Consider the following 21,562-nt stretch of genomic DNA (forward strand, 5'->3'; position numbering starts at 1 on the left):
AGACTTTGCGATATCGACGCCGACACGGGTAATGTTCATGACGAGTTCTCCTCACCCTCAGGCTGGTTGGTGTTCTCGCCCACCAGTGTGGCGCAACGACGCCGATATAGGGTGGGGAGGACTCCATCCCATTGCTACCGATGCCATCCATGGCATAGGACCTCCCCTTCGACTTGTCCCCGGCGCCCCTGGCTTGGCGGCTTGCGTGAGGCTCAGCCTTGGCGGGCGCTGAGGATATGGTGCAGGCCGCCGCACTCCACCAGGGGGTCATCGCAGTTGACCACCACCTCGGTATGGCCCAGCACGTAGGCCTTGCCGGTGATGGTGTTCTCCACCACCGTGTGGGGCCCGTCCTCCCGGGTGCCGGTGAAGGTGCCGATGAAGCCGGTCTCGCGCAGTGAGATAGTCTCCAGCCTGTCGCCGGGCGTGATGGTGCCCTCGTGGCGCATCAGCGCCAGGCGCGCCGAGGTGCCGGTGCCGGTGGTGCTGCGGCAGATCACCCCGGGGTGCACATAGGTGGCCGAACGCGAGCGGTAGAAGTCATCGGCGACCTGCTCCACCGGCCCCATGAAGTGCAGGAAGGGCAGCGGGCCCACATCGCCCAGGGTGTAGTGGGAGAAGCCGCGCTCGGCCTGGATCGCCTCGACGATCTTGTGGGCGCACTCGGCGAGCTCGCGCTCCTCGTCGCGGTTGAGGTGGAAGCCGAGCTCGGTGGCGTCCACCAGGGCGTAGAAGCCGCCGCTGTAGGCCACGCTGTAGGTGACCTCGCCCAGCCCCGGCACGTGGATCGTCGCGCGGTAGGTGTCGATGTAGCTGGGCAGCCCCTCGCAGGTGATCGCCTCCACCACGCCGTTCTCCACCCGCGCCTCGATGTTGACCCGCCCCGCCGGGGCCTCGAGGGTGAAGCGCTGAACGCCCTCCTGCTTGGGCACGATGCCGGCCTCGAGCACCGCGGTGGCGGTGCAGATGGTGTTGGAGCCGGAGTAGATGGGGTAGCCCATCACCTCCATGATGATGTAGCCGGCCGCCGCCTCGGGGTCGGTGGCGGGCACCATCAGGTCCACCGACATCTCCGGCACGCCGTAGGGCTCGAACAGCAGCAGCTTGCGCAGGCCGTCGGCATCGTCGCGCAGGTAGTGCATCTGGTCGCGCACCGTGGCGCCGGGCAGGGCGTCGATGCCGCCGAGCACGATGCGGCTGACGTCGCCGCCGGCGTGGGTGTCCATCATCCTGAAGGTCAGCGGGCGGCTCATGGGCGCGTCTCCTGGCTGGCGGAGGGCTGGCTGGCAGAGGAAGCGGCCAGGGCGAAGGGCGCGCCATGCGCCTCCCACTGGCTGTCGGGCACGATCACGATCTTGCCCAGGAAGTTGCTGCCGCGGCTGACGAAGTAGCGCTCGGCGGCATGCAGCTCGGAGAGCTTGAAGGCGGCATGCAGCACCGGCTTCAGGTCGCCGGAGCGGATCCAGGCGATCAGCTGCTCGGCCTCCTCCCGAGTGCCGTGGGAGACGCCGAAGATCTGCACCTGGTAGAGGTAGATGCGCGTCCACAGGATCTCCGAGATGTTGCCGCCGCTGGCGCCGGCGATGGAGAGCCGCGGGTAGCTGGTGCGCGCCTTCATGTCCTGGATCATGGTGTCGATGAAGCAGTCGGTCATCTCGCCGCCGACCAGGTCCATCACCGCGTCGATGGGCGCGCCGCCGGTGGCCGCGAGCACCCGCTCGGCGAAGCCGTCGAGGTCACCCCGGTCGATCACCGCCTCGGCGCCCAGCGCCTTGAGCGCTGCGGCCTTCTCCAGCTGGCTCACCGCGTAGGGAATCGCGCCGACGATGCGACACAGCTGGATCAGTGCGGTGCCGACCCCGCCACTGGCGCCGCTGACCAGTACCCGCTCACCGGCGGCCACTCCCGCCGAGGTCATCATATGGTAGGCGGTCTGGTAGGAGCACATGCCCAGGGCAGCGAGCTCGGCATCGCTGAGCTCGGGGTTGGGCACGTGGTGGAACTGATCGGAGGGCACGGCGACGTACTCGGCGAAGCCGCCGTCGGCACCGTGGCCGTAGTAGTCCGGGGTCAGGTTGATGTCACGGCGAGCGTCCGGGTAGAGGTTGAAGTCGAGCAGGCCGCGCTCGCCGAGGCGGGCCGGATCGACCCCCTCGCCCACCGCCACCACCCGACCGGCGATGTCGGCGCCCTGGATGCGCGGGAAGGTCAGGGTCGGCTCGCCGCCCATGGCGAAGGAGGTCACCTCGCCCTTCTTCACCGGGTAGAGCCCCTCGCGGGCCTTGCGGTCGGTGTTGTTCTTGGCCGTGGCCGTGACCCGCACCAGCACCTCGCCGGGCCCCGGTTGGGGGGTCGGCACGTCGTCACGATAGACCAGCTTGTCGACGTCGCCATGGCCGTTCAGCAGCATGGCCGACATGGTGGCGGGAACGGTCGCGTCTGGGGGATTCGCCATCTGCTGCCTCCTGTGTGGGGCCGCCGGCATCCCGGCGGCGTGGATGGTGCACGAGACGATAGCAGAAGCCCCCGGCGCCACCGAGCCCCTGCGAGGCCAAATCGGGGGGAAATCCTTTCCGTTTTGGCGGGAAGAAAGTTGCGGTTTTTCCTGCCCCGCTTTCCCGCCCCCCTGTCAGCCCGAGCCCCTACCAGTGCAGCGGATAGCGGCGGTGGCGGGCCAGGTTGTTCACCAGCACGGCCACCGCCAGCATGATGGCGCAGCCGATGCCGATGGGCATCAGCGGATACCACCAGCCCAGCCCGGTGATCTCCGGGCCGCCGATCACCGCCACCAGGGCTGCCGCGGCACCGGGCGGGTGGACGCTGTGGGTCAGCTGCATCAACAGGATGGAGAGCGATACCGCCAGGGTCACGGCGAGTGGCGTGGCGCCCAGCAGCTGGAAGCAGGCGACCCCCGCCACCGCCGAGAGCAGGCTGCCCAGCAGCACGTTGCGTGGCTGGGCGAAGGGGCTCTCCGGGGCCGCATAGAGCAGCACCGAGGTGGCACCGAAGGACGCCACGATCAGCAGGTGCTGGGAGAGCCAGTGGGCGCTGAGCCAGCAGATCGCCCCCATGCCGACCACCGCCCCCAGCCAGGACCAGAGGGCATCACCGAGGTCGGGGGTCTCGCGTCGCAGGCGCTCGCCGCGCATCTTTCCCAGATAGGTCTTCATCGTCCCTGAATCGTTGCGAAATGGATGACAGAGTCTGCCAAATCACATAATGATATCAAAGACAATATTTCTTATAACAACATGAGTATTTCTTGACCGGGATCATTTCCTGTTCGCGGCCAGCCACTCACGGGAAAAGAATGATCTCGATCAAGGTGAGTGGGTCACCGCCACGGGCCGATCACCTCGACCGGAACCGCCAAAACGCTCTCCTCAGGGCGTCTCGACGGCCGGAAGTGGCCAAGGCAAGAGGGCGGCGGCGGCCGACCCGCTGGAAGAGCCCCTGGCCCGGATGTTGCATCGGGTTGGTCAGAAGCTCCCAGATGCCAGGTTGGGTGGCGATGATGCCGCCCATAGCTGGAAGTTGGCTATATATTGATCAATTTCCTGAGCTCAGGGCACACTTCCCCCAACCCCCATGTGTTTTCTGTGCCGGGGACAGCTCGCCGCGGCGCTACCCAGGCACCAGTTTGCCAGCCAGCTTCAGGAAAAGGTCCTGCTCCGGGTGCTGGCTGCTCAACATCAGCCGGATGGTGCGCGTGTTGCGGGTGATGACGGCGCCGATCTTCAGCAGATTCAGGCGGATGGTATTGACCTGGGCCTGGGCGAAGGCGGTGCGCTTGAGGTAAATCCGACGCAGTCGCTCCAGAAGCAGATAGGCCAGCCCCGAGAGCAGTAGCCGGTACTGGTTGGGCCACCACTCGTGGCAGCTGGTGCGGTCGGAGAACAGGAACTGCTGCTCCTTGATGCGGTTCTCCATCTCGCCCCGGGCACAGTAGCGGTGGTCATAGAGCCACTCGGCGCTGCAGCCGCGCAGGCTGGTGACCACGTAGCGGGTGTTGAAGCCACGCCGGCTGGTCTCGGACTTGACGATCACCCTTCGTCGACGCTCCTTCCAGCTCTTGGCAGCGTACTCGATGAAGCCGAAGGCACGCTCCTTCTCCCAGGTCGTCTCGAAGCGGATGGCTGACGCGTAGTCGATGTCCAGAGCCAGCTTGGCCAGGCGCTTGTTGCCGGCGAGGCCGATGATGTCATCGACGCCGTGGCGGTCGCACCAGTTGAGGATCAGCGGGCGGCAGAAGCCGCTCTCGCTGCGGAACACGATCTTCACCTCAGGCCATGCCTGGCGCAGCCGCCGGACCAGCAAGGCGAGAATGGCGCCGGCGTGATGGGCGGCATCTCGGTAGGCCGGGCGCAGGTAGCTGACCAGTAGCTGGTCGCCACAGAACACGAACAGCGGCAGGAAGATGTAGTGGTCGTAGTAGCCGTTGAAGTGCCGGCCGAGCTGCTGGCCGTGTACCCGATCGTCGGTCGCATCGAAGTCGAGGTAGAGCGGCTTCTTCGGTGGCCGCCGGAACGAGCGGATGAACTGCTCGATCATCTCCTCGTGGATAGCGACCGCCCAGTCTCGGTTGGCCTGCTGCTCGAAGCGACACAGGGTGGACTGGCTGGCCAGCACGCCATCGGTATCGACGGCGGTCTGCAGGGCGATGTCGTGACGCAACGCATGGTGGTCGTTGAGATCCTCATAGCCCAAGGCCAGACCGAAGACGCGCTGTCGAACCAGGGTTTCCGTTCGGTGCTGGCAGCGCTGAGGGTCTCGCGCATCGCTCAGTCGGCGAGCTACCGAGCGCGTCAGCCCCATCTCACGATCGAGCTGACTCAGCAGGAGGGTGCCGCCGTCGGAGGTGACGTCGCCGCCATCGAAGCGGGCGACGATCTGACGGCCTTTGCAGCGTGGAAAGGAGGCTGACGGCATGGTACATTTTGTCATGGCGGCTGATGCGGTTGATTCTGGTGTAGAAGCTTGAATTATAACCGATTTTCAGCCGCCTTTTTCATGCCCAGTGCAATATCCGGGCTAGGCCTCAACAAGCCGGGTATAGGGCGCGCCGAGCAGCTCGGTCTCGTCCAGGCCCAGCTGATGCCGGAAGGCGGGGTTGACCTCGACGAAGCGCCCCGCCAGGTCGACCCGGCAAAAGAGGTCGCTGGAGAGGGTGAAGAACCGATCCTGCCGGCGGCCGGCCGGCAGCAGGGCGCGGAGTCGCGCAAGCAGCGGGCGGATCATGGAGGTCCTGTGACTGTTGTTATGGGCGACCGTAACGGGATGATGCCGGCCACTCCCACGGCGGAGACGGGAGCCGCCACACAGGAGAAACGGCGTTCGAGAATGACGCCGAAGGATAGTCGCACGATGCCTCTTCGGGCTCAAACGGGAGTGTCGGAGTGACGGTGCAATCCCCCGGGTGAAAGCGAGCCGGGGAAGATGCGGGAGCGGATCAAGGCATCAAGGCGCTGGCGACACTCAGCAGCCGACGGTCCTGGTAACGGTCGGCGATCAGCTGCACGCCGACGGGCAATCCCTGTTCGGTCCAGTGCAGGGGAAGGTTCACACAGGGAACCCCCAGCAGTGTCCAGGCTCTCGAATAGATCGGATCACCGGTGCTGTGGTGGCCCTGCGGGGCCACACCCGTGGCGCTGGGAGCGAGGAGCACATCGAAGCGCTCGGCAAGGTGCAGTGACAGCGTACGCCGAGCTTCTTCGGTGGCTTGTCGCGCCTGCCAGTAACGCGTCAGGGGAATGGCCTGTCCTTCGTCCAGCAGGCCGAGAAGGGCCTGACTCATCGAGGCGGCGAAGCGTTCGTGCTCGCTGGCCAGAGCGCGAGCGGCCTCGTAGGCCAGGATGGTCTGCTGGTGGGTCACCAGGGCATCGAATGCGTCGCCCAGGTCAACATGAGCGAGTTGGGCGCCAAGCGACGCCATTCTGGCGGCGGCATCATCCAGGGCGGCACTCACCTCCGGCGACGGCGGTTGCGGACTAGGTACGCGGCAGAGGCCGACGCGTATGCCATCGAGCCTCTCGAGAGGCGCGATCGACTCACTGCCGGTCAGTTCGCTGAACAGCGTGCAAGTGTCCTCCAAGTGCCGCGTGAACCAGCCAAGGGTGTCCAGCGAGGGTGCCAGGGCCTTCACACCGGCGACACTTAAGGTGCCATGGGTAGGTTTGAACCCCACTACGCCACAGTAGCTGGCTGGACGGATGATACTGCCTACCGTCTGGGTACCCAGCGCCACCGGTACCATGCCGGTGGCGACGACGGCGGCCGACCCGCTGGAAGAGCCGCCGGGAGTGCGCGACGGATCATGGGGGTTGCACGTCCTGTTTGGCTGAAAATAGGCGTACTCGGTCGACACCGTCTTGCCCATGGCCAGGGCCCCGAGGCGCGAAAGCTGGGTGACGATGGCCGCATCCATGTCGGCGGCTTCGACGCGATGGTAACCTTGGGTGCCCCAGGTGGTGGGTAGCTGGACCGTGTCGATGATGTCCTTGATGCCGACCGGCACCCCATCGAGGGGCCGGATAGGTGGACCACCGTCACGGTGCGTGATGGCGGGCTCGGGGGCCAGGCACTCCCAGGCATGTAGGTTCGCATCCAGACTATCGATACGCTTGCGGCAGGCCTTCCACCAGTCCAGTGGCGCGAACTCGCCTCCGGTCAGCCCGCGCTGAAAGCGGGCCAGGGTCATCCGGTTCCAGTCGGTCATTTGCATGCAACTCCTGGCAGGCTTGCGAGTGACAAAAGGGGCTGGGGTGCCATGGTCAAAAGGCGATCAGGGGGCTGGCGGCTCACCGAGCAGGGCGCGGCCGGTGCCCAGATGCTCCTCGATGGCCTGGCCCACGGCCAGCAATCGGGCATCCTGCCAGGGGCCGGCGAGCACCTGCAGGCCGACCGGCATGCCAGCACTGTCCTTGCCCACCGGCAGAGTCAGGCCGCACAGCCCCATGAAGTTGGCGATCACGGTGTTGCGCAGCGCCTGCATGTTGGCCCTGGCGTAGGCCCCCTCGGGGAGCAGGCTCTCCAGGGTGGGCGGCGTGATCGCCACGGTGGGGGTGAGCAGGGCGTCCACGTCGTTCATGCGTGTCGCGGCCGCGGCATACAGGCCGTCGATGACGCCGCGGCGGCGGATATATTCCCATGCCGGCATGTCGTCGGCGGCCTTGACCCGGGCGGCGACATTGGGGTCCAGCGCCTCGATCATCTCAGGGAGCTCGGTCTTGAGGAAGGCAGCCAATTCGGCTGCGGCCAGCCCCCCTTGCTGGAACAGCGTGTAGGCCTCGTCGGTATGAGGCAGGTCCAGGGTGACCACCCGCGCCCCGGCGGCCTCGAGGCGGCGGATGGCGGCTTCCACGGTCTCGGCGATCCCTGGACTGCAATCGTCCCAGAAGAAGGCGCTGGGCACACCGAAGGTCAGGTCGGCCAGCGCGGGCGGCGCGGGGACGCGATCGTCGCGTCGCGTCAAGGCGCCATCGAGGGCATCGAAGGCGAAGGCCAGGTCATCCACGCGGTGGGCCAGCAGTCCCGGGGTATCCAGGGTGCTGGAGAGCGGCACGATCTGACGTGTCGACCAGCGACCGGCGGTGGTCTTGAGCCCCGCCACCCCGGTCATGGCGGCAGGGATGCGTACCGACCCGGCGGTGTCGGTGCCAAGGGCAAGGCTCGCGGTCCCTGTGGCCAGCGACACGCCGGCACCGGCGCTGGATCCTCCGGGCGTGCGATGGGCCTGGGTGTCCCAGGGGTTACGCGGTGCTCCCCAATGGGCATTGGTGCCGAGGCCACCGAAGGCAAACTCCACGGTATGGGTCTTGCCCATGACGCTGGGCAGCTGCGCGAGCAGGGCGGCGACCATGGGGCCGGGCTGTTCCCACTGCTGGGGAAGCCGTTGCGACGACCCGGCATGGGTCGGCAAGCCCGGCACCGCATAGATGTCCTTGATGGAGACCGGGATGCCCATCAGGGCGCCGGCGTCCCCGCCCTGGCGGATCACCGCATCGGTGGCCTGGGCGAAGCCCAGGGCGGCCTCGCCGTTCCAGGTCAGGTAGGCATGGTCATGGTCGCCGCGAGCCCGATGGGCCGCCAGGGAGGCCTCGGCCAGTGCGGTGGCCGTCAGGGTGCCGTTGCGCAGGCCAGCATACTGCTCGCGTAGCGGCTGCTTGAGGGGAGAGTCGGTCATGGCGTGCTTCCTTGTGATCAGTCACGAATCTCGAAGATCGATTCGACCTCGACGGCGGCATTGCCGGGCAGGGTGGCGACACCGATGGCCGTGCGGGCATGGCGTCCATTGTCACCGAACAGGGCGATGAAGAGCTCCGAGGCACCATTGATCACCAGCGGCACGTCGTGGAACCCGGGCGCCACGTTGACGAAGCCGTTCATGCGCACGCAGCGCACGACCCGGCTCATGTCACCATCCACCGCATCGCTGAGCGCGGCCAGCAGGTTGAGGGCGCAGGCCTGGGCGGCCAGTTTGCCGGTCTCGAGATCGAACTCCGCTCCTACCTTGCCGGGATAGAGGACCTCGCCGCCCCGTTCGCAGATCTGACCGGCCAGGAACAGCTGGTTGCCCAGCCGGGACCAGGGCAGGAAGGCACCACGGGGCCGCGGGATGGCGGGCAGGGAGAGGCCCTGTGCAGCCACGGCGTCGCCAAGGGTCTGGATCATCGCAAGGTTTCCTCTTCGTTAAGCAGCCGCTCGACGGCATCGGCCAGGGTGCGGACGGCCACCTCGGCATCGGCGCGTTCGATATGCTCATCGGGGTGGTGGCTGATACCCGCCCGGCAGGGGGTGAAGAGCATCGCCGTGGGGCAGAGCTGGGCCAGATGGATGGCGTCGTGGAAGGCACCGGAGACCAGCGTCGGGGCCTGTGGACAGCGGGCCTTGACGGCCTCGTCGAGGACCGCGACCAGGCGCTCATCGAAGGCCACCGGAGCCACCCTGGAGGTCGCTTCCAGTCGCGCCGAGCAGCCGGCCCAGGTCTTCTCCGCCAGGTGTCGGAAGGCGAGATCCAGGGCCTCCAGTACCTCGGCATCGGGGTGGCGAAGGTCGATGGAAAAGCGGGCCTGCTGGGGGATGGTGTTCACCGAATTGGGCGACAGCGCGAACCTGCCGATGGTGAATCGGACCTGATCGTCATGGGCGGCCACTGCCTCCGTCAACGCATCTACCAGGGCGTGGGCGCCCATGAAGGCATCCCGTCGCGATGCGGTGGGGGTGGTGCCGGCATGGTTGGCCTGGCCGTTGACCTCGACCTCATACCAGTTGACCCCCTGGATACCCGTCACGACACATACCGGCACTCCTTTCTCCTCCAGCACCGGCCCCTGCTCGATATGCAGTTCCAGGAAGGCATGCGGCACCACCGGTTCGGGCCGGAACGCCGCACCGTGAGCATCCAGCTGTGCGAGACAGTCGGCGAGCGCCGCCTTGAAGGTAATGCCCTCATCGTCCTGGGCAGCCAGGATGGTCTCGGGATCGCGCCGGCCGGCAAACCAGGCGGAGCCGGAGGCTCCGGGGGCGAAGCGAGCGCCTTCCTCGTTGGTCCAGGAGACCACCTCGACCGGCCTGCGCTGGGCAATCCCCAGTGTCGACAGGGTGCGTAGCACTGCCAGTCCCGCCACCACCCCCAGGGTACCGTCGTAGGCACCGGCGCAGGGCTGGCTGTCGAGGTGACTGCCGATCAACAGCGGGGCGAGGCCCGGGTCCCGCCCCTCACGACGCAGGAAGACGTTGCCCAGGGCATCGTAGTGGCTAGTGCAACCGAGCGCCTCGCCTTGTTCCATCAACCATAGCCGAGCCCGGTTATCCGCGGCCCCCAAGGTCAGGCGACGCAGGCCGCCGCCTTCCAGGGCACCGAAGCGTGCCTGATCCATGAGGTCGGACCAGAAGCGCTCGCCATCCAGCTGTTCGCCAAGCGTTGACGTCGGGGACATGGATCCATTTCCTCAGTAGATCAGCGACGGCAGCCAGGTACTGATCCATGGCACATAGGTAATGATGATCAGGGCCAGCAGCATCAGGCCGATCAGGGGCAGACAGGCCTTGAACACCTCCTGGAGCGACATCTTGGAGATCGCCATGGCGACGAACAGGTTGAGGCCCACCGGGGGGGTGATCATGCCCACCGAGAAGTTGACCAGGGTGATGACGCCGAAGTGGACCGGGTCGACCCCCACCTGGGCGGCGATCGGTTGCAGCAGCGGTGACAACACGATGATGGCCGAGGCACTGTCGAGGAAGAAGCCGGCGATGATCATCACCACGTTGAACAGCGCCATGACCTGTATCGGGTCATCGGTCAGCGACAGGACCTGGCTTGCAAGCTGCTGCGGTGTCCCGGTGATCGCCAGCAACCAGGAGAAGGCCGAGGCACCGGCGGTGATCAGCAGCAGGGTCGCCGACGTCAGCCCCGAGCTTCGCAGCGTGCCGATCAGCTCGGGTATCTGGATGGTGCGATAGACCACGGCCCCCACGAAAAGCCCATAGACGCACGCCACGGCCGCCGACTCGGTGGGCGTGAAGACGCCGCTGTAGATACCACCCAGCAGGATGAAGGGCAGCCCCAGCCCCCAGGCCGCCTGCTTGAACGCGCCACCGATCTCGGCAAGGGTCGGGAAGGGCGCACGCGCATAGCCCTTGAAGGAGGCATAGACGATGCAATAGGCGATCAGCAGGGAGGCGATCAGGATGGCAGGCAGCAGGCCGGCCGCAAACAGCCGTCCTACGGAGGTGCCCGTCACCGAGCCGTAGATGATCAGGGCGATGCTGGGGGGCACGATCGGGCCCAGCGTGCCGGCCGTCGCGATCAGGCCGATGGCGAAGCGCTTGCTGTAGCCGGCGGCCACCAGGGCCGGGAACATGATGGTGCCGATGGCCACCACCGTGGCCGGACTCGATCCCGAGATGGAACCGAAGAAGAGGCAGGAGAGCACGGTGGCCGCGGCCAGTCCCCCCGGCACCCAGCCCACCAGTGCCTTGGCCAGGTTGATCAGTCGGTCCGACAACCCGCCGATGCGCATCAACTCCGCGGCCAGGATGAAGAACGGGATGGCCATCAGCGAGAAGTTGTTCATGCCGGTGAACATCCGCATCGGCACGATGACGGGGCTGGTGCTGCCGAAGAATTCGATGGCGATGAAGACCGAGAATGCCAGGGCGGCAAAGATCGGCAGACCCAGCAGCAGCACAGCAAAGAAGACAGGCAGGAGTGCCGTTATCATGGGGATCTCCGGTTATTGTTCGAATCGGGTCACGCGAGCTTGTCGGCTTCGGCCGCCAACTCGTCGGCATGACTCACCGGCGGCTTGACCCATGCCAGGTAGATGACCCGGATATATCTCAGGATCAGCAGGATGCCGGACAAGCCGATCGGCAGGTAGAACCAGGCCATCGGCAAGCGCAGCGCCGCCGTCAGCTGTCCCCGTCCCAGGGTGTTGAAGAACAGGTAGAAGCCGTAGACGACCAGAAACCCGGCGAAGGCGATCCCCAGCACGGCAGCGACGATATGCAGCCAGCGATTGATCGCGGGTGGGGCGATGGCATTGAGCACATCCACCGAGATATGCGAGCCGTAGCGAACCCCCATACTGGCGCCGACGAAGCTCATGCAGATGATGGAGTAGATGACGACTTCTTCTGCCCAGAAGAGCGAACTGTTGAACCCGTATCGATAGACAACCTGGACGGCAGTGATAATGGTCGCGATCGACATGAACGCGACCATCGCCACACTCTCCAGGCGATCAATAAAGGTATTGAGCGCCTTGAACATGGTGTGCCTACCTCAGTAGTCGATGCCAACCTCGTCGTAGACCTTGTGCAGAAGGTCGGTAGTGACGATCTCTTCATACTCCGCATGGACCGGCAAGCTGGCCTCGATGAAGGCCTCGCGTGCCTCGGGAGTGATCTCGTTGATGGCGATCTCGTCCTCGATCTCCTCCAGGATCCTGCCTTCGTCATCCAGGGTCAGCTGACGCGAGGTATCGCGACCATTGTCGAAGGCCTCGAGCATGATCTGCTGAAGGTCCTCGGGCAGCGAGTCCCAGGAGTCCTGATTGATGACCGCGGCATAGGCGTGATAGGCGTGACTGGTCAGGGAGAGATAATCCTGCACCTCGTGGAAGCGCATGGTGTAGATGTTGGCCAGCGGGTTTTCCTGGCCTTCCACCACGCCCTGTTGCAGGCCGTTGTAGACCTCGGTAAACGCCATGGCCGTGGCATTGGCATCCAGGTTCTCGTAGGTGGAGATGATGATCGGCGCCTGCATGGTGCGCATGCGGATCGCTTCCAGGTCCTCGGGGCCATGGATGGGACGGACATTGTTGGTCATGTGGCGGAAGCCGGCACCCCAGAAGTTGACCCCGTACATGTTGTCGTCATTCAGGGTGTCTAGGATCTCGCGACCCACGTCACCGTCGAGCACCTTGACCATGGTGTCGTAGTCGGCGATCAGGAAAGGCAGGTCCAGGATCTGCATGCGAGGTTCGAAGTTACCGAGCGTGGCGGTCGGCGGGATGCCGATATCGACCAGGCCCATCTGGATCTGCTCGATGATCTCCACGTCACCACCAACCTGAGCCGCGGGCAGTACGTCGATCTGGATGCGTCCGTCGGATTTCTCTTCCACCTCCTCCTTGAAGCGAAGTGCTGCCTGGCCGTTGGGGGTATCCTCGATCAGGACATGGGCGAAGCTGAAGGTGTAATCGGCGGCCTGCGCCTGGGTCATGCCGAGAGATGCAGTCGCGATGGCCGCTGCCAGTGACACCTTGGTCAGTTTGCTCTTCATTGTCAGCACCTTGTTGAGTTATTGATGCGCAGCATTGCGTGATACCAGGCACCGGATGGTGCCACCCGCACTGGGTGCGGGCCCTTTCAGCCTGACGCTGCCAGGCGGAGCATGTTGCCGGCCATGCTCAGGCCGTCAGGGTTCTCAGCCGTGTGGTGACCTCATGCTCCCCGGAGGTAGCAAGGAGGACCGACAGGGCAAGGCGCGCCTTGCGGGCGCTGAGATCGTGTATCGCGATGACGCCGGCGGCCTCGAGGCTCGCCAGGCTACCCGGGAATTCGTAGCTGGCATGGACCGGCCCGGTCGGGCAGCTGCTGACGATCGCGACGGGAATGCCGCGCCGGGCGATACGCGGCAGAGCATCCAGCCAGCTGGGCGGCACATGGCCCCGTCCCAGGCCGTCGATCACGAGACCCGCGGCTCCCGACTCGACGGCGAGCTCCAGCAGATCCGCCGAGGCCTCCAGATAGGCGGGCAGGATGTCCACCCGCGGCAACCTGGTGTCGGGCTGCATTTCCAATGCCTGGTGGCGAACAGGCCGCATGGCCACGCGGACACGTGGGCCGTCGATGTAACCGATCGGCCCCGTCTCGGGGGCGGCGAAGCCGTTGAGCTGGAAGCTGCTGACCTTGCGCACCTGCCTGGCAGGGAAGATCGACTGGTTGAACACCAGCAGGGCCCCGAGGCCGCGTGCCTTGTCGCTGGCCGCGACCCGGATGGCATCGGCGATATTGCGGAAGGCATCGGTGCCGGATTCATGAGGGGCCCGCTGGGAGCCGGTCAGCACGACGGTAGGCGAGCCGGGCAGCACAAGGTCGAGGAAGTACGCCGTCTCCTCGAGAGTATCGGTGCCGTGGGTGACGACGATCCCGGTCACGTCGCAAGACGCGGCCAGCGCCAGGCACTCCTGGCGCAGGCGCATCAGGTCACCCAGGGTGATGGCGTTGCTGGGCTTCTGGAGGACGGAGCGGACGTCGACATCGATGCCTGCCTCTGGAGGCAGCGAGACGCGGCGCATCAGCTCTTCGCCCTGCAGCGCTCCCGATCGGTGGCGACCGGAGGCATCCAGGCTGCTGGCAATGGTGCCGCCCGTAGTAATCACTACAACTCTGGCTCTTGTCATTATTGTCACCGTGTCGAGCACCCGCTGTGCCGATGCCGGTTCAGTGTTCAGACATCTGATGCCTGTTGTGTGATGTCATGCTAGACTCAATTTCGAGCCGTCTGCAAGCAAGAAATGACAGGACGTCCAAGAACATGCCATCGAAAAGGCGCCTACCAATTGTCTAACCTATTGGTAGGAGAAGACTTTTCAGATACGGCACGCCACCAGGAGAGGCCCGCATGAGCCTGAAACGCCAGCCTGCACTGACACCTAGCTCCATGGAGAGCTTCAGCAGCTCGATCGACCGCAGCTCGGTCGCCCTGCAGCTGCTTGAACGCATCAAGAGCGCCCTGATTCAGGGCGAGCTTCAGCCCGGCGACTACCTGCCTTCGGAAACCGAGTTGACCCAGAGCCTGGGCATCGGCAAGTCGAGCGTCCGTGAGGCCATCAAGATGCTTCAGGCCATCGGCATCGTGGAGGTCAAGCGGGGGCAAGGCACCATGATTCGACGTGAGCCGGGCGACCCGCTGGTGGATCCGATGGCGTTCGGCATGATCCTGGCAAGAGGCATGACTCGGGATGTACTCGAGTTCCGCAAGATGTTCGAGCCCGCCTACACCCTGCAGGCCATGCACAATGCCTGTCCGGAAGATCACATGCATATACAGCAAGCCATCGATGCCATGGCCTCGGCGATCGACAACGGTGAGCAGACGGCACGACACGATGTCGCCTTTCATCGCGCGATTCTCCAGGCCACTCACAACCCGATGACCATTCGCGTGGGAGAAACCCTGATCCAGCTGATCGAAGCCGCCCTGGAAACGTCCATGCAGACGCAGCCCGAGGTGGCGTTAAAGGATCACAGGGCGATCTATGCCGCCTTCCAGGCAGGCGATGAGGAGGGGGTGAAGGCCGCCATCGAGGTCAGCAGCGACAGCTGGGAGACCAACCTGACCTACGTCGAGTGAACGCCTGCCGAGGTGCCGGGCGGCATGACGGGGCCGAGGAGGACCGGAGGATGGGGAACTCACCATGCGAAAGAGGCCTGCAGCATGGCTGCAGGCCCCTGAAGTCGTGGCGCGCCCGGCAGGATTCGAACCTGCGACCTTTGGCTTCGGAGACCATTTCGTCAGGAAGCAAAAAACTGCCGCTCGTGGCGAGACACCCAAATAAACTCTTTAAATTCAACAGCCTATATAAAAAAACGCATCAACTGTTAATCTCAGGGTGACCGATTAGGGACATTCAACCTACACATATAAAATCGTATTGGACACAAGCTGTTAAGTCTAGAGGTGTCACAATCCAGACAGATGACCATTGGCAGCAAGGCACTTATAGAGAATTATTCGCATTTGCGGCAGGTGAGCTACGCTGCTATCAACCCTCGCAGCATCAACATCGGCCCTATCCCTATGACCAACCTGGCCCGACCTGATACCCAACGATGAGTGGGAGCGCACAAATCGAACCAGCTCAACAGTGCTGCTAGGGTATCCCAGCCTCTCGAACCAGCCCCATTCACTCCTGAGGTGTCGCAGGCAAGGCGATCTCCATGCCGAGCAACAGAAAGGAGAGCGTCTTGCCGTGGCCGTCCAGGTTCAACGCCCCGTTGACCCCACCCTGCAGCCCTTCATCGAACACGCGAGCGGCCAGCAGGGCTCGACCATGCGGAGTGAGACGGGCATTCTTATGGGTGTTCATCCGGGCCTCCTGGAGCGATTGGTTGGTTCGCATCTCCAGTCTTCCGGGTAGGCTCCGGATGAACAACCTACCGAGAGATCACAGCTAGCGGTGCTCCAGGAACTGGTGGCCGACCATAGCGCCACGTCCGATGCCTGGGTGATCAAGGAGAAGCTGCGTTGGATCCAGAAAGCCCCGACGCCCCGAGCGGCTCGGTGGCGCATCACGAACTACCTCAAAGTCATGAAAGCGGCGGTCTCCGAGAAGCCACTGCTGAAGCCGATGGGAAAGGCCTTGGCGACGCTGGAGCGGCACGCCGACACGGTGGTCAGGCGATGGATCTCGGGACTGACCAACGCACGACTGGAAGGCATGAACGGCCTGTTCCAGGCGGCTCGGTCACGCGCACGCGGCTACCGGAACGAGGCAAACTTCATCGCGATGATCTACCCGATCGGCAGCCCCGTGGGGCGCCTGCTCAATCAGGCAAAATCCACATGATGTGACGAAGAACCTCAATTTCCGACCAAAGTTTAAGGGTGCCCAGAAGTTTCCCGGGACACGATTTGGCCCCGGCACCAAAGATCCATCATTACACCGCGGAGACACCGGATGGACCCCTTAGCACTGCTACTCGACAGCCTGGACGTCACCCTGCCGGTGTTCGTGATGGTCTTCGTAGGCTACCTGCTACGACGCACCAGAATGGTGGACCATCGCTTCGTCACCACCGCGTCTCACCTGGTCTTTCACGGATCGATGCCAGTGATGATATTTCTGAGCATCATCGCTGCCGATCTGGACGCGACCCTCAACCCCCGCATGCTGGGTTTCTTCGCCATTGCCACCCTCGCCAGCTTCCTGCTGAGTTGGGGCTGGGCCCATCGACGCGTCGCCGTTGCCGATCGCAGCGCCTGTATCCAGGGCGCATTCCGAGGCAACTGCGGCATCGTTGGCCTGGCATTGGCTGCCGGCATGTACGGCGACGCGGGGCTGTCTACTGGCGGGCTGCTATTGGGCGTGGTCATCCTGACCTACAACGCCTTCTCGGTGATCGCGCTGACGCATTATCAAGCCGGGCACCATGGGGCCTGGCGCAATGTCCTGGGCCATATACTGCGCAATCCGCTGATCCTGGCCGTACTGACCGCCCTGCCACTGGCGGCCATGAACCTCAGTCTGCCGGGTTGGTTGGAAGCCTCGGGCAGCTATTTCGCTTCGCTGACGCTACCCCTGGCCCTGCTGTGCGTAGGCGCAACACTCTCCTTGAGAGCCCTAAAACGGTCGGGATGGATCACCGTAGAGACCAGTCTGATCAAGATGGTGGCTATTCCTGTCCTCGCCACCGGATCCGCCTGGCTGGTCGGCTTCGAAGGTCGCGAACTGGGAGTGATGTTCCTGTTCTTCGCCAGTCCCACCGCCGCGGCAGCGTTCGTGATGGCCAAGGCGATGGGCGGGAACGCTGTGCTCACCGCCAACATCATCGCCCTCACCACCCTGATGGCCAGCGTGACGATCACCCTGGGAGCTTTCGGCCTGCAGATGATCGGTGTGATCTGAGCAACATCTTGAACCGTCTCAAGGCATGAGGCGGCTTCATAATTCGCACACTTGCCGATAAATTATGCGTAATCATGCGCAATGCACGTCATGGCCCACCTAACGTGCCTCCACTAAGTCAGCACGCTTGAGTCAGCCGATGCCGCCTGGGCATTGAAAACCGATCAGCCAGCCATGCCGGTCCTTCGCAAATGTTCAGGTCCCAGAGCATCAATGCCTGTCACGCCGAGCAGGGCCATGTCGCGTTCAAGCTCTGCCCCCAGCAACGATACGGCATGAGCCACCCCTGCGTGTCCGGCAATACTCGCGGCATAGTTGAACGGGCGTCCGAGGAAGACGAAGTCCGCACCAAGTGCTAGGGCCTTCAACACATGACTGCCACGCCGGAAACTGCCATCAATCATCACCGGCACGCTGCCCTGTACCGCTTCCAGCACCTCCTCCAGCATCACCAGTGGAGCGATGGTCGAGTCAAGCTGCCGACCGCCATGGTTGGAGACGATCAAGCCATCGGCACCCACTGCCAGGGCTCGCCGCGCATCATCGGGATGAAGAATGCCCTTGACGACAAGCGTACCCTGCCAGTGATCACGAACCTGCTGAAGTGTCGACCAGCCGAGGTGGCGGCGTCCTGAGAAGTCCCGGTTGGCGTTCTTTGCCAGCACCGGCACACCACGAGTGGCCGCGTTGTTCTCGAAATGCGGCACCCCTTGTTCCCACAAGGTCCGAAGGAACGTGCCCATGAGCCAGCGGGGTCGCACCATACCATCCCACGCCAAGCGGACGCTCGGCCGCAAGGGCGAGGAGAAACCTGCCCGGCGGTGATTCTCGGGATTAGGAGGAACCGCATAGTCGACGGTGATGACCAGCTTGGTGAAGCCGGCTCGGGCCACTCGGTCGAGCAAGGCCCCGATTTCCTCTGGGGTACCGGGCAAATACGCCTGGAACCAGTCGCTACCCGCCTCTCCGCCCAGTGACTCCATCGGCGTCAGCGAGGTACCGCTGACGATCATGGGTATACCAGCTTGCGAGGCAGCCTCGGCCAGAACTCGGTCACCCTGATACGCCGTCAATGCCGCAATGCCCATGGGCGCAATGCCGAAGGGGTAGGCATAGCGCCTGCCAAACAGCTCGGTACCGGTCGATACGTTCGACACATTGACGAGAGCCCGAGGCAGAAACTGATAGTGGTTGAAGGCCTCACGACTGGCACGTGCTGTATCCCCCTCTTCTGCCACGCTGGCCACATAGCCAAACAGAGGACGTGGGAGATGGCGTTTCGCCGCTTTCTCGAAATCATCCAGGCTGAGAATCCTTTCTAGCCGCTTTGCCATCAGTGGGCCTCCCGCAGCAGTGGCACACGTTGCCAGACATCCCGATTAACGGCCGTTAGCGGCCCATCTCCCGTAAGGGCCCCGATCAGGTTATCAACGGCCAGCTGGGCCATGGCCTCACGAGTTTCATGGGTAGCCGATCCCATGTGAGGCGTCGTAACCACATTGTCCATTGCCGCAAGCGGTGAGATCGCGGGCAAAGGCTCCTCCTCAAACACATCGAGACCGGCAGCTCGAATCTGACCACGTCGCAGGGCAGCGATCAGGGCGGCCTCATCCACCACCTTGCCCCTTGCCACATTGATCAAGGAGGCCGATGCCTTCATGTGAGAGAGCGCCTCGGCATCGATCAGATGATGGGTGTCTGCCTGGTAGGGCACACTCAGACAGACGACATCGGCCTCGGCAAGCAAGGTGGCCAGGTCGCGTCGCTGGGCACCCAATTCACGCTCAAGTGCAGGCTTCGGCGAGCCAGCGGTATAGAGAATCGGCATGTTGAAACCCAGGGCACCACGTCGGGCAATGGCGGCGCCTATCCGCCCTGCCCCCACGATCCCCAGCGTCTTGCCGTGCACATCGACGCCGAAATGCTCACGACCCAGGTGAGCCGTCCAGCGACCTTCCCGCACCAGGTTGGCCAACTCGACCACCCGACGCTGCGTCGCCATGACGAGCGCGAAGGCCGTGTCTGCCGTTGTCTCGGTCAGCACATCCGGCGTGTGGCAGACCAGGATGCCACGGCGATTCAGGGCCGCCATGGGGAGATGGTCGTAACCGACCGAGATGGTCGACACCACCTGCAGCCTTGACGCCTCCGCCAAGAGATTCTCGTCGAGCTCAAGCTTCCCACCAATCAAGGCATCCGCTTGTTGCATGGCGGCGTGAAAGTCCCCTCGGTTGTCATCGGTCAGGTCTTCGAAATAGTCGACATGACCGATGGCAGATAAGGCGCGAAGCTGTTCTTCACTAAGGCGCCGCACGGCAACGATCCGCCAGTTACGGAAAGACTCATCCATCGTGTTACCTCAACCCGGCCATACGAAACCCATTACGCGTGAGCGATGACACAAGCAAGTCCTCACCCGCCGAATCCAGCTCCACCAGTGGCGGCCGAACCCGTCTCCAACCGGGCTCTCCAGAGAAGTGTGCCGTCACTGCTTTCATGGCAGGAATCAAGGGGTATGCCTCGAACAGTCCACGGACCTCGTTGAGCGCCTCCTGTCGGTCATCAGCGCCTTCCTCGCGGTAACGTCTGGCTGCTTCAACGATGGCCACCGGGTTGACGTTAGCCGTGGCACTGATGCAGCCAGCTCCCCCAGCGCGCAGCGTATCCAGCAGGAAACGCTCGCTGCCTGCATAGACGGCGAAATCATCACCGCCGAAGCGCGAGATCAATGCCTGAGTATGGCCCCAGTCACCTCCACTATCCTTTATGCCGGCGATGACGCCAGGGAAGGCGGCGCGAAGGCGTTCGATAAGAGCAAGCGAGAGCGGCACCTGTGCCACTGGCGGGATGTGATAGAGATAGATCTTGAGACGATCATCACCAACGCGTTCGACCACCTCGGCATAGTAGCGGAACAGTCCCTCATCGCTGACACCCTTGTAGTAGAAGGGGGGCAGCATCAGGACACCCGCACAACCGCCCGCGACAGCGTCACGGGTCAAGTCGACGCTGTCGCCGATGGCACAATGCCCAGTTCCTGGCATCACCCGAGCCGGATCAACCCCTCCTTCTATCAAGGCCCCCAGCAGTGCTCGCTTCTCCCCCACTGTCATCGAGTTGGCTTCGGAGTTGGTGCCAAAGACCGCCAGGCCAACCCCACTCTCACTCAGCCAGCGACAGTGCGAGACAAAGCGCGATATGTCAGGCGCCAGATCCTGGCCGAAGGGCGTAATGACGGGAGACCATACGTCACCAAGTAGTTGCGACATGAGCTTTTCCTCGTGCTGTATGGGGGGTCAGTGCCAGGATTCGACGGCGTAACGATCCAGTGCCGCCTGGTCGAACCCGAAGCCCAGCCCAGGCGTGGTGGGCAACTGAAGGTTACCGTTGGAGAACGTCAGCTGAGTGTCGACGAGCCGACGGAAATTCAGCACTTGGTCGTCGGCAAAGAATTCCACCATGGCAACGTTAGGTGCCGACGCCACCAGATGAACATGCAGGTCGTGGAACCAGTGGGGGTAGACCTCTACCCCAAAGCTCGCGGCCGTGGCGGCGATGCGGCGGAACTCGGTAATACCGCCACAGACGGCAGCATCGGTCTGCAGGATCATCGCCCCCTCTTTCTCTAGCAGCTCACGGAAGCGCCAGCGACCGGCCTCGATCTCGCCGGTGGCTACCGGCACCGGCGTGCGCTCAGCCAGACGACGGTGGTTGTCGATGTCGTCCGGGCTGAAGGGCTCTTCGATCCAGAAGGGCGCATACGGCTCGGCCATGCGCATGAAGGCAAGAGCCGATGGCAGGTCACGCCAGGCATTGTTGGCATCCAACATCACCTTCACATCAGACCCAACGGCGTCGCGAACCGCGGCCAGGCGAGCTTCCTCGCTCGCCAGGTCCCCACGGCCCACCTTCATCTTCACCGCAGTAAAGCCCTGAGCGACATATCCTGCCATTTCATCGCCAAGCATCTGAGGCGTCTTGCCCTCAAGGTAATAGCCACCGCTAGCGTAGGCCGGAACGTGCTGGGTGTCGCTCGCCCCAAGGTACTTGTACAGCGGCAGGTTGGCCGCTCTTGCATTACGGTCCCACAGGGCAGTGTCCAGAATACTGATTGCACGCATTACTGAACCACAACGTCCATGCAGTAGCGATTCCTGATACATCGCTTGCCACAGCGCTTCGGTGGCGTGAGCATCCGCGCCCACCAACACCGGACGAAGCAGCTCCCTGACCGCCTGAGAAACCAGCGCCCCAGCGTTGTTGCCACCGTAGCAGAAACCGATCCCTACATGGCCATCGTCACCCACCACTTCCACCAGCGCGTAGTCTCTCTTGAAGACCTGCCGATTGGAAAAGCTCGTGGGGTTGTCCAGCGGGACACTGACAGTGCGTGCACGTACCTCGGTAATCTTTGTCATGAT

General features: G+C 63.8%; 21 protein-coding genes and 1 pseudogene. 4 read left to right on the top strand and 18 right to left on the bottom strand.

Annotated features, from left to right (window positions below; translation table 11 throughout):
• The coding region (locus Q1K07_RS20370) for a hypothetical protein (RefSeq protein WP_300315488.1) at positions 1-232 on the top strand (232 nt) is incomplete at its 5' end.
• Here the strand turns inward: Q1K07_RS20370 and Q1K07_RS20375 are convergent.
• The 13 genes from Q1K07_RS20375 to Q1K07_RS20435 form a co-directional block, all read right to left on the bottom strand.
• On the bottom strand, positions 213-1,253 hold the full coding sequence (locus Q1K07_RS20375; RefSeq protein WP_300315491.1) for a proline racemase family protein: 1,041 nt from the start codon (positions 1,251-1,253) through the stop codon (positions 213-215). The two genes, Q1K07_RS20370 and Q1K07_RS20375, sit on opposite strands and share 20 nt — an antisense overlap.
• A complete protein-coding gene (locus Q1K07_RS20380; protein ID WP_300315494.1) occupies positions 1,250-2,455 on the bottom strand; it encodes a zinc-binding dehydrogenase in 1,206 nt (401 codons plus the stop codon). Before Q1K07_RS20380 ends, Q1K07_RS20375 begins: the two co-directional genes overlap by 4 nt.
• Positions 2,456-2,642: 187 nt before the next feature.
• Positions 2,643-3,170 carry an HPP family protein gene (locus Q1K07_RS20385; RefSeq protein ID WP_300315498.1) on the bottom strand — a complete coding sequence of 176 codons (528 nt, stop codon included), beginning with the start codon at positions 3,168-3,170 and terminating at the stop codon, positions 2,643-2,645.
• Between the two features lie 454 nt (positions 3,171-3,624).
• The gene (locus Q1K07_RS20390; protein ID WP_300315500.1) at positions 3,625-4,929 is read right to left on the bottom strand and encodes an IS1380 family transposase; all 1,305 of its coding nucleotides are present in this window, start codon (positions 4,927-4,929) and stop codon (positions 3,625-3,627) included.
• 102 nt (positions 4,930-5,031) lie between these two features.
• Positions 5,032-5,238 carry a PAS domain-containing protein gene (locus Q1K07_RS20395; protein WP_300315503.1) on the bottom strand — a complete coding sequence of 69 codons (207 nt, stop codon included), beginning with the start codon at positions 5,236-5,238 and terminating at the stop codon, positions 5,032-5,034.
• A 211-nt stretch (positions 5,239-5,449) separates the two neighbouring features.
• Positions 5,450-6,715, bottom strand: coding sequence for an amidase (locus tag Q1K07_RS20400; RefSeq protein ID WP_300315506.1), 1,266 nt, complete (start codon positions 6,713-6,715; stop codon positions 5,450-5,452).
• 66 nt (positions 6,716-6,781) lie between these two features.
• Positions 6,782-8,182, bottom strand: coding sequence for an amidase (locus Q1K07_RS20405; protein WP_300315509.1), 1,401 nt, complete (start codon positions 8,180-8,182; stop codon positions 6,782-6,784).
• Between the two features lie 17 nt (positions 8,183-8,199).
• Entirely contained in the window at positions 8,200-8,670 is a 471-nt protein-coding gene (locus Q1K07_RS20410; protein ID WP_300315512.1) for a RidA family protein, read from the bottom strand.
• Positions 8,667-9,938: a M20 family metallo-hydrolase gene (locus Q1K07_RS20415; protein ID WP_300315515.1), complete on the bottom strand. Its 1,272-nt coding sequence runs from the start codon at positions 9,936-9,938 to the stop codon at positions 8,667-8,669. Before Q1K07_RS20415 ends, Q1K07_RS20410 begins: the two co-directional genes overlap by 4 nt.
• 12 nt (positions 9,939-9,950) lie before the next feature.
• Positions 9,951-11,225 carry a TRAP transporter large permease gene (locus Q1K07_RS20420; RefSeq protein WP_300315520.1) on the bottom strand — a complete coding sequence of 425 codons (1,275 nt, stop codon included), beginning with the start codon at positions 11,223-11,225 and terminating at the stop codon, positions 9,951-9,953.
• A 29-nt stretch (positions 11,226-11,254) separates the two neighbouring features.
• Positions 11,255-11,776: a TRAP transporter small permease gene (locus Q1K07_RS20425; RefSeq protein WP_300315523.1), complete on the bottom strand. Its 522-nt coding sequence runs from the start codon at positions 11,774-11,776 to the stop codon at positions 11,255-11,257.
• Positions 11,777-11,788: 12 nt separating this feature from the next.
• Positions 11,789-12,790, bottom strand: a complete 1,002-nt coding sequence (locus tag Q1K07_RS20430) for a TRAP transporter substrate-binding protein (RefSeq protein WP_300315526.1) — start codon at positions 12,788-12,790, stop codon at positions 11,789-11,791.
• 127 nt (positions 12,791-12,917) lie between these two features.
• The gene (locus Q1K07_RS20435; RefSeq protein ID WP_300315528.1) at positions 12,918-13,892 is read right to left on the bottom strand and encodes an asparaginase; all 975 of its coding nucleotides are present in this window, start codon (positions 13,890-13,892) and stop codon (positions 12,918-12,920) included.
• 242 nt (positions 13,893-14,134) lie between these two features.
• Between Q1K07_RS20435 and Q1K07_RS20440 the strand changes: the two genes are divergently transcribed.
• A complete protein-coding gene (locus tag Q1K07_RS20440) occupies positions 14,135-14,866 on the top strand; it encodes a FadR/GntR family transcriptional regulator (RefSeq protein ID WP_300315531.1) in 732 nt (243 codons plus the stop codon).
• A gap of 553 nt (positions 14,867-15,419) precedes the next feature.
• On the opposite strand, the gene Q1K07_RS20445 is transcribed toward Q1K07_RS20440, so the two are convergent.
• On the bottom strand, positions 15,420-15,602 hold the full coding sequence (locus Q1K07_RS20445) for a leucine zipper domain-containing protein (RefSeq protein ID WP_300315534.1): 183 nt from the start codon (positions 15,600-15,602) through the stop codon (positions 15,420-15,422).
• Positions 15,603-15,683: 81 nt separating this feature from the next.
• Between Q1K07_RS20445 and Q1K07_RS20450 the strand changes: the two are divergent.
• A pseudogene (locus Q1K07_RS20450) lies at positions 15,684-16,082 on the top strand (transposase); the annotation flags it as partial.
• 111 nt (positions 16,083-16,193) lie between these two features.
• The gene (locus Q1K07_RS20455; RefSeq protein ID WP_300315537.1) at positions 16,194-17,141 is read left to right on the top strand and encodes an AEC family transporter; all 948 of its coding nucleotides are present in this window, start codon (positions 16,194-16,196) and stop codon (positions 17,139-17,141) included.
• A 164-nt stretch (positions 17,142-17,305) separates the two neighbouring features.
• Here Q1K07_RS20455 and Q1K07_RS20460 read toward each other — a convergent pair whose 3' ends face one another.
• From Q1K07_RS20460 to Q1K07_RS20475, 4 genes are read right to left on the bottom strand one after another with little or no spacing between them, the layout of a single operon-like run.
• Positions 17,306-18,475, bottom strand: coding sequence for an alpha-hydroxy acid oxidase (locus tag Q1K07_RS20460; RefSeq protein WP_300315540.1), 1,170 nt, complete (start codon positions 18,473-18,475; stop codon positions 17,306-17,308).
• Positions 18,475-19,491 (bottom strand): D-glycerate dehydrogenase, encoded by a 1,017-nt coding sequence (locus Q1K07_RS20465; RefSeq protein ID WP_300315543.1) that lies wholly within the window; start codon positions 19,489-19,491, stop codon positions 18,475-18,477. Before Q1K07_RS20465 ends, Q1K07_RS20460 begins: the two co-directional genes overlap by 1 nt.
• A gap of 4 nt (positions 19,492-19,495) precedes the next feature.
• Complete coding sequence (locus tag Q1K07_RS20470) at positions 19,496-20,410, bottom strand: dihydrodipicolinate synthase family protein (RefSeq protein WP_300315546.1); 915 nt, start codon at positions 20,408-20,410, stop codon at positions 19,496-19,498.
• 27 nt (positions 20,411-20,437) lie between these two features.
• Positions 20,438-21,559, bottom strand: coding sequence for a mandelate racemase/muconate lactonizing enzyme family protein (locus tag Q1K07_RS20475; protein WP_300315549.1), 1,122 nt, complete (start codon positions 21,557-21,559; stop codon positions 20,438-20,440).
• Positions 21,560-21,562 lie beyond the last annotated feature (3 nt).

Source organism: Halomonas sp. (assembly GCF_029263665.1).
Classification (GTDB): Bacteria; Pseudomonadota; Gammaproteobacteria; order Pseudomonadales; family Halomonadaceae; genus Halomonas.

What these genes read in the sequence shown, in the direction of transcription:
- Q1K07_RS20375 (WP_300315491.1), bottom strand. Translation starts at nt 1,253, where the DNA reads ATGAGCCGCCCGCTGACCTTCAGGATGATGGACACCCACGCCGGCGGC.
- Q1K07_RS20380 (WP_300315494.1), bottom strand. Translation starts at nt 2,455, where the DNA reads ATGGCGAATCCCCCAGACGCGACCGTTCCCGCCACCATGTCGGCCATG.
- Q1K07_RS20385 (WP_300315498.1), bottom strand. Translation starts at nt 3,170, where the DNA reads ATGAAGACCTATCTGGGAAAGATGCGCGGCGAGCGCCTGCGACGCGAG.
- Q1K07_RS20390 (WP_300315500.1), bottom strand. Translation starts at nt 4,929, where the DNA reads ATGCCGTCAGCCTCCTTTCCACGCTGCAAAGGCCGTCAGATCGTCGCC.
- Q1K07_RS20395 (WP_300315503.1), bottom strand. Translation starts at nt 5,238, where the DNA reads ATGATCCGCCCGCTGCTTGCGCGACTCCGCGCCCTGCTGCCGGCCGGC.
- Q1K07_RS20400 (WP_300315506.1), bottom strand. Translation starts at nt 6,715, where the DNA reads ATGACCGACTGGAACCGGATGACCCTGGCCCGCTTTCAGCGCGGGCTG.
- Q1K07_RS20405 (WP_300315509.1), bottom strand. Translation starts at nt 8,182, where the DNA reads ATGACCGACTCTCCCCTCAAGCAGCCGCTACGCGAGCAGTATGCTGGC.
- Q1K07_RS20410 (WP_300315512.1), bottom strand. Translation starts at nt 8,670, where the DNA reads ATGATCCAGACCCTTGGCGACGCCGTGGCTGCACAGGGCCTCTCCCTG.
- Q1K07_RS20415 (WP_300315515.1), bottom strand. Translation starts at nt 9,938, where the DNA reads ATGTCCCCGACGTCAACGCTTGGCGAACAGCTGGATGGCGAGCGCTTC.
- Q1K07_RS20420 (WP_300315520.1), bottom strand. Translation starts at nt 11,225, where the DNA reads ATGATAACGGCACTCCTGCCTGTCTTCTTTGCTGTGCTGCTGCTGGGT.
- Q1K07_RS20425 (WP_300315523.1), bottom strand. Translation starts at nt 11,776, where the DNA reads ATGTTCAAGGCGCTCAATACCTTTATTGATCGCCTGGAGAGTGTGGCG.
- Q1K07_RS20430 (WP_300315526.1), bottom strand. Translation starts at nt 12,790, where the DNA reads ATGAAGAGCAAACTGACCAAGGTGTCACTGGCAGCGGCCATCGCGACT.
- Q1K07_RS20440 (WP_300315531.1), top strand. Translation starts at nt 14,135, where the DNA reads ATGAGCCTGAAACGCCAGCCTGCACTGACACCTAGCTCCATGGAGAGC.
- Q1K07_RS20445 (WP_300315534.1), bottom strand. Translation starts at nt 15,602, where the DNA reads ATGAACACCCATAAGAATGCCCGTCTCACTCCGCATGGTCGAGCCCTG.
- Q1K07_RS20455 (WP_300315537.1), top strand. Translation starts at nt 16,194, where the DNA reads ATGGACCCCTTAGCACTGCTACTCGACAGCCTGGACGTCACCCTGCCG.
- Q1K07_RS20460 (WP_300315540.1), bottom strand. Translation starts at nt 18,475, where the DNA reads ATGGCAAAGCGGCTAGAAAGGATTCTCAGCCTGGATGATTTCGAGAAA.
- Q1K07_RS20465 (WP_300315543.1), bottom strand. Translation starts at nt 19,491, where the DNA reads ATGGATGAGTCTTTCCGTAACTGGCGGATCGTTGCCGTGCGGCGCCTT.
- Q1K07_RS20470 (WP_300315546.1), bottom strand. Translation starts at nt 20,410, where the DNA reads ATGTCGCAACTACTTGGTGACGTATGGTCTCCCGTCATTACGCCCTTC.
- Q1K07_RS20475 (WP_300315549.1), bottom strand. Translation starts at nt 21,559, where the DNA reads ATGACAAAGATTACCGAGGTACGTGCACGCACTGTCAGTGTCCCGCTG.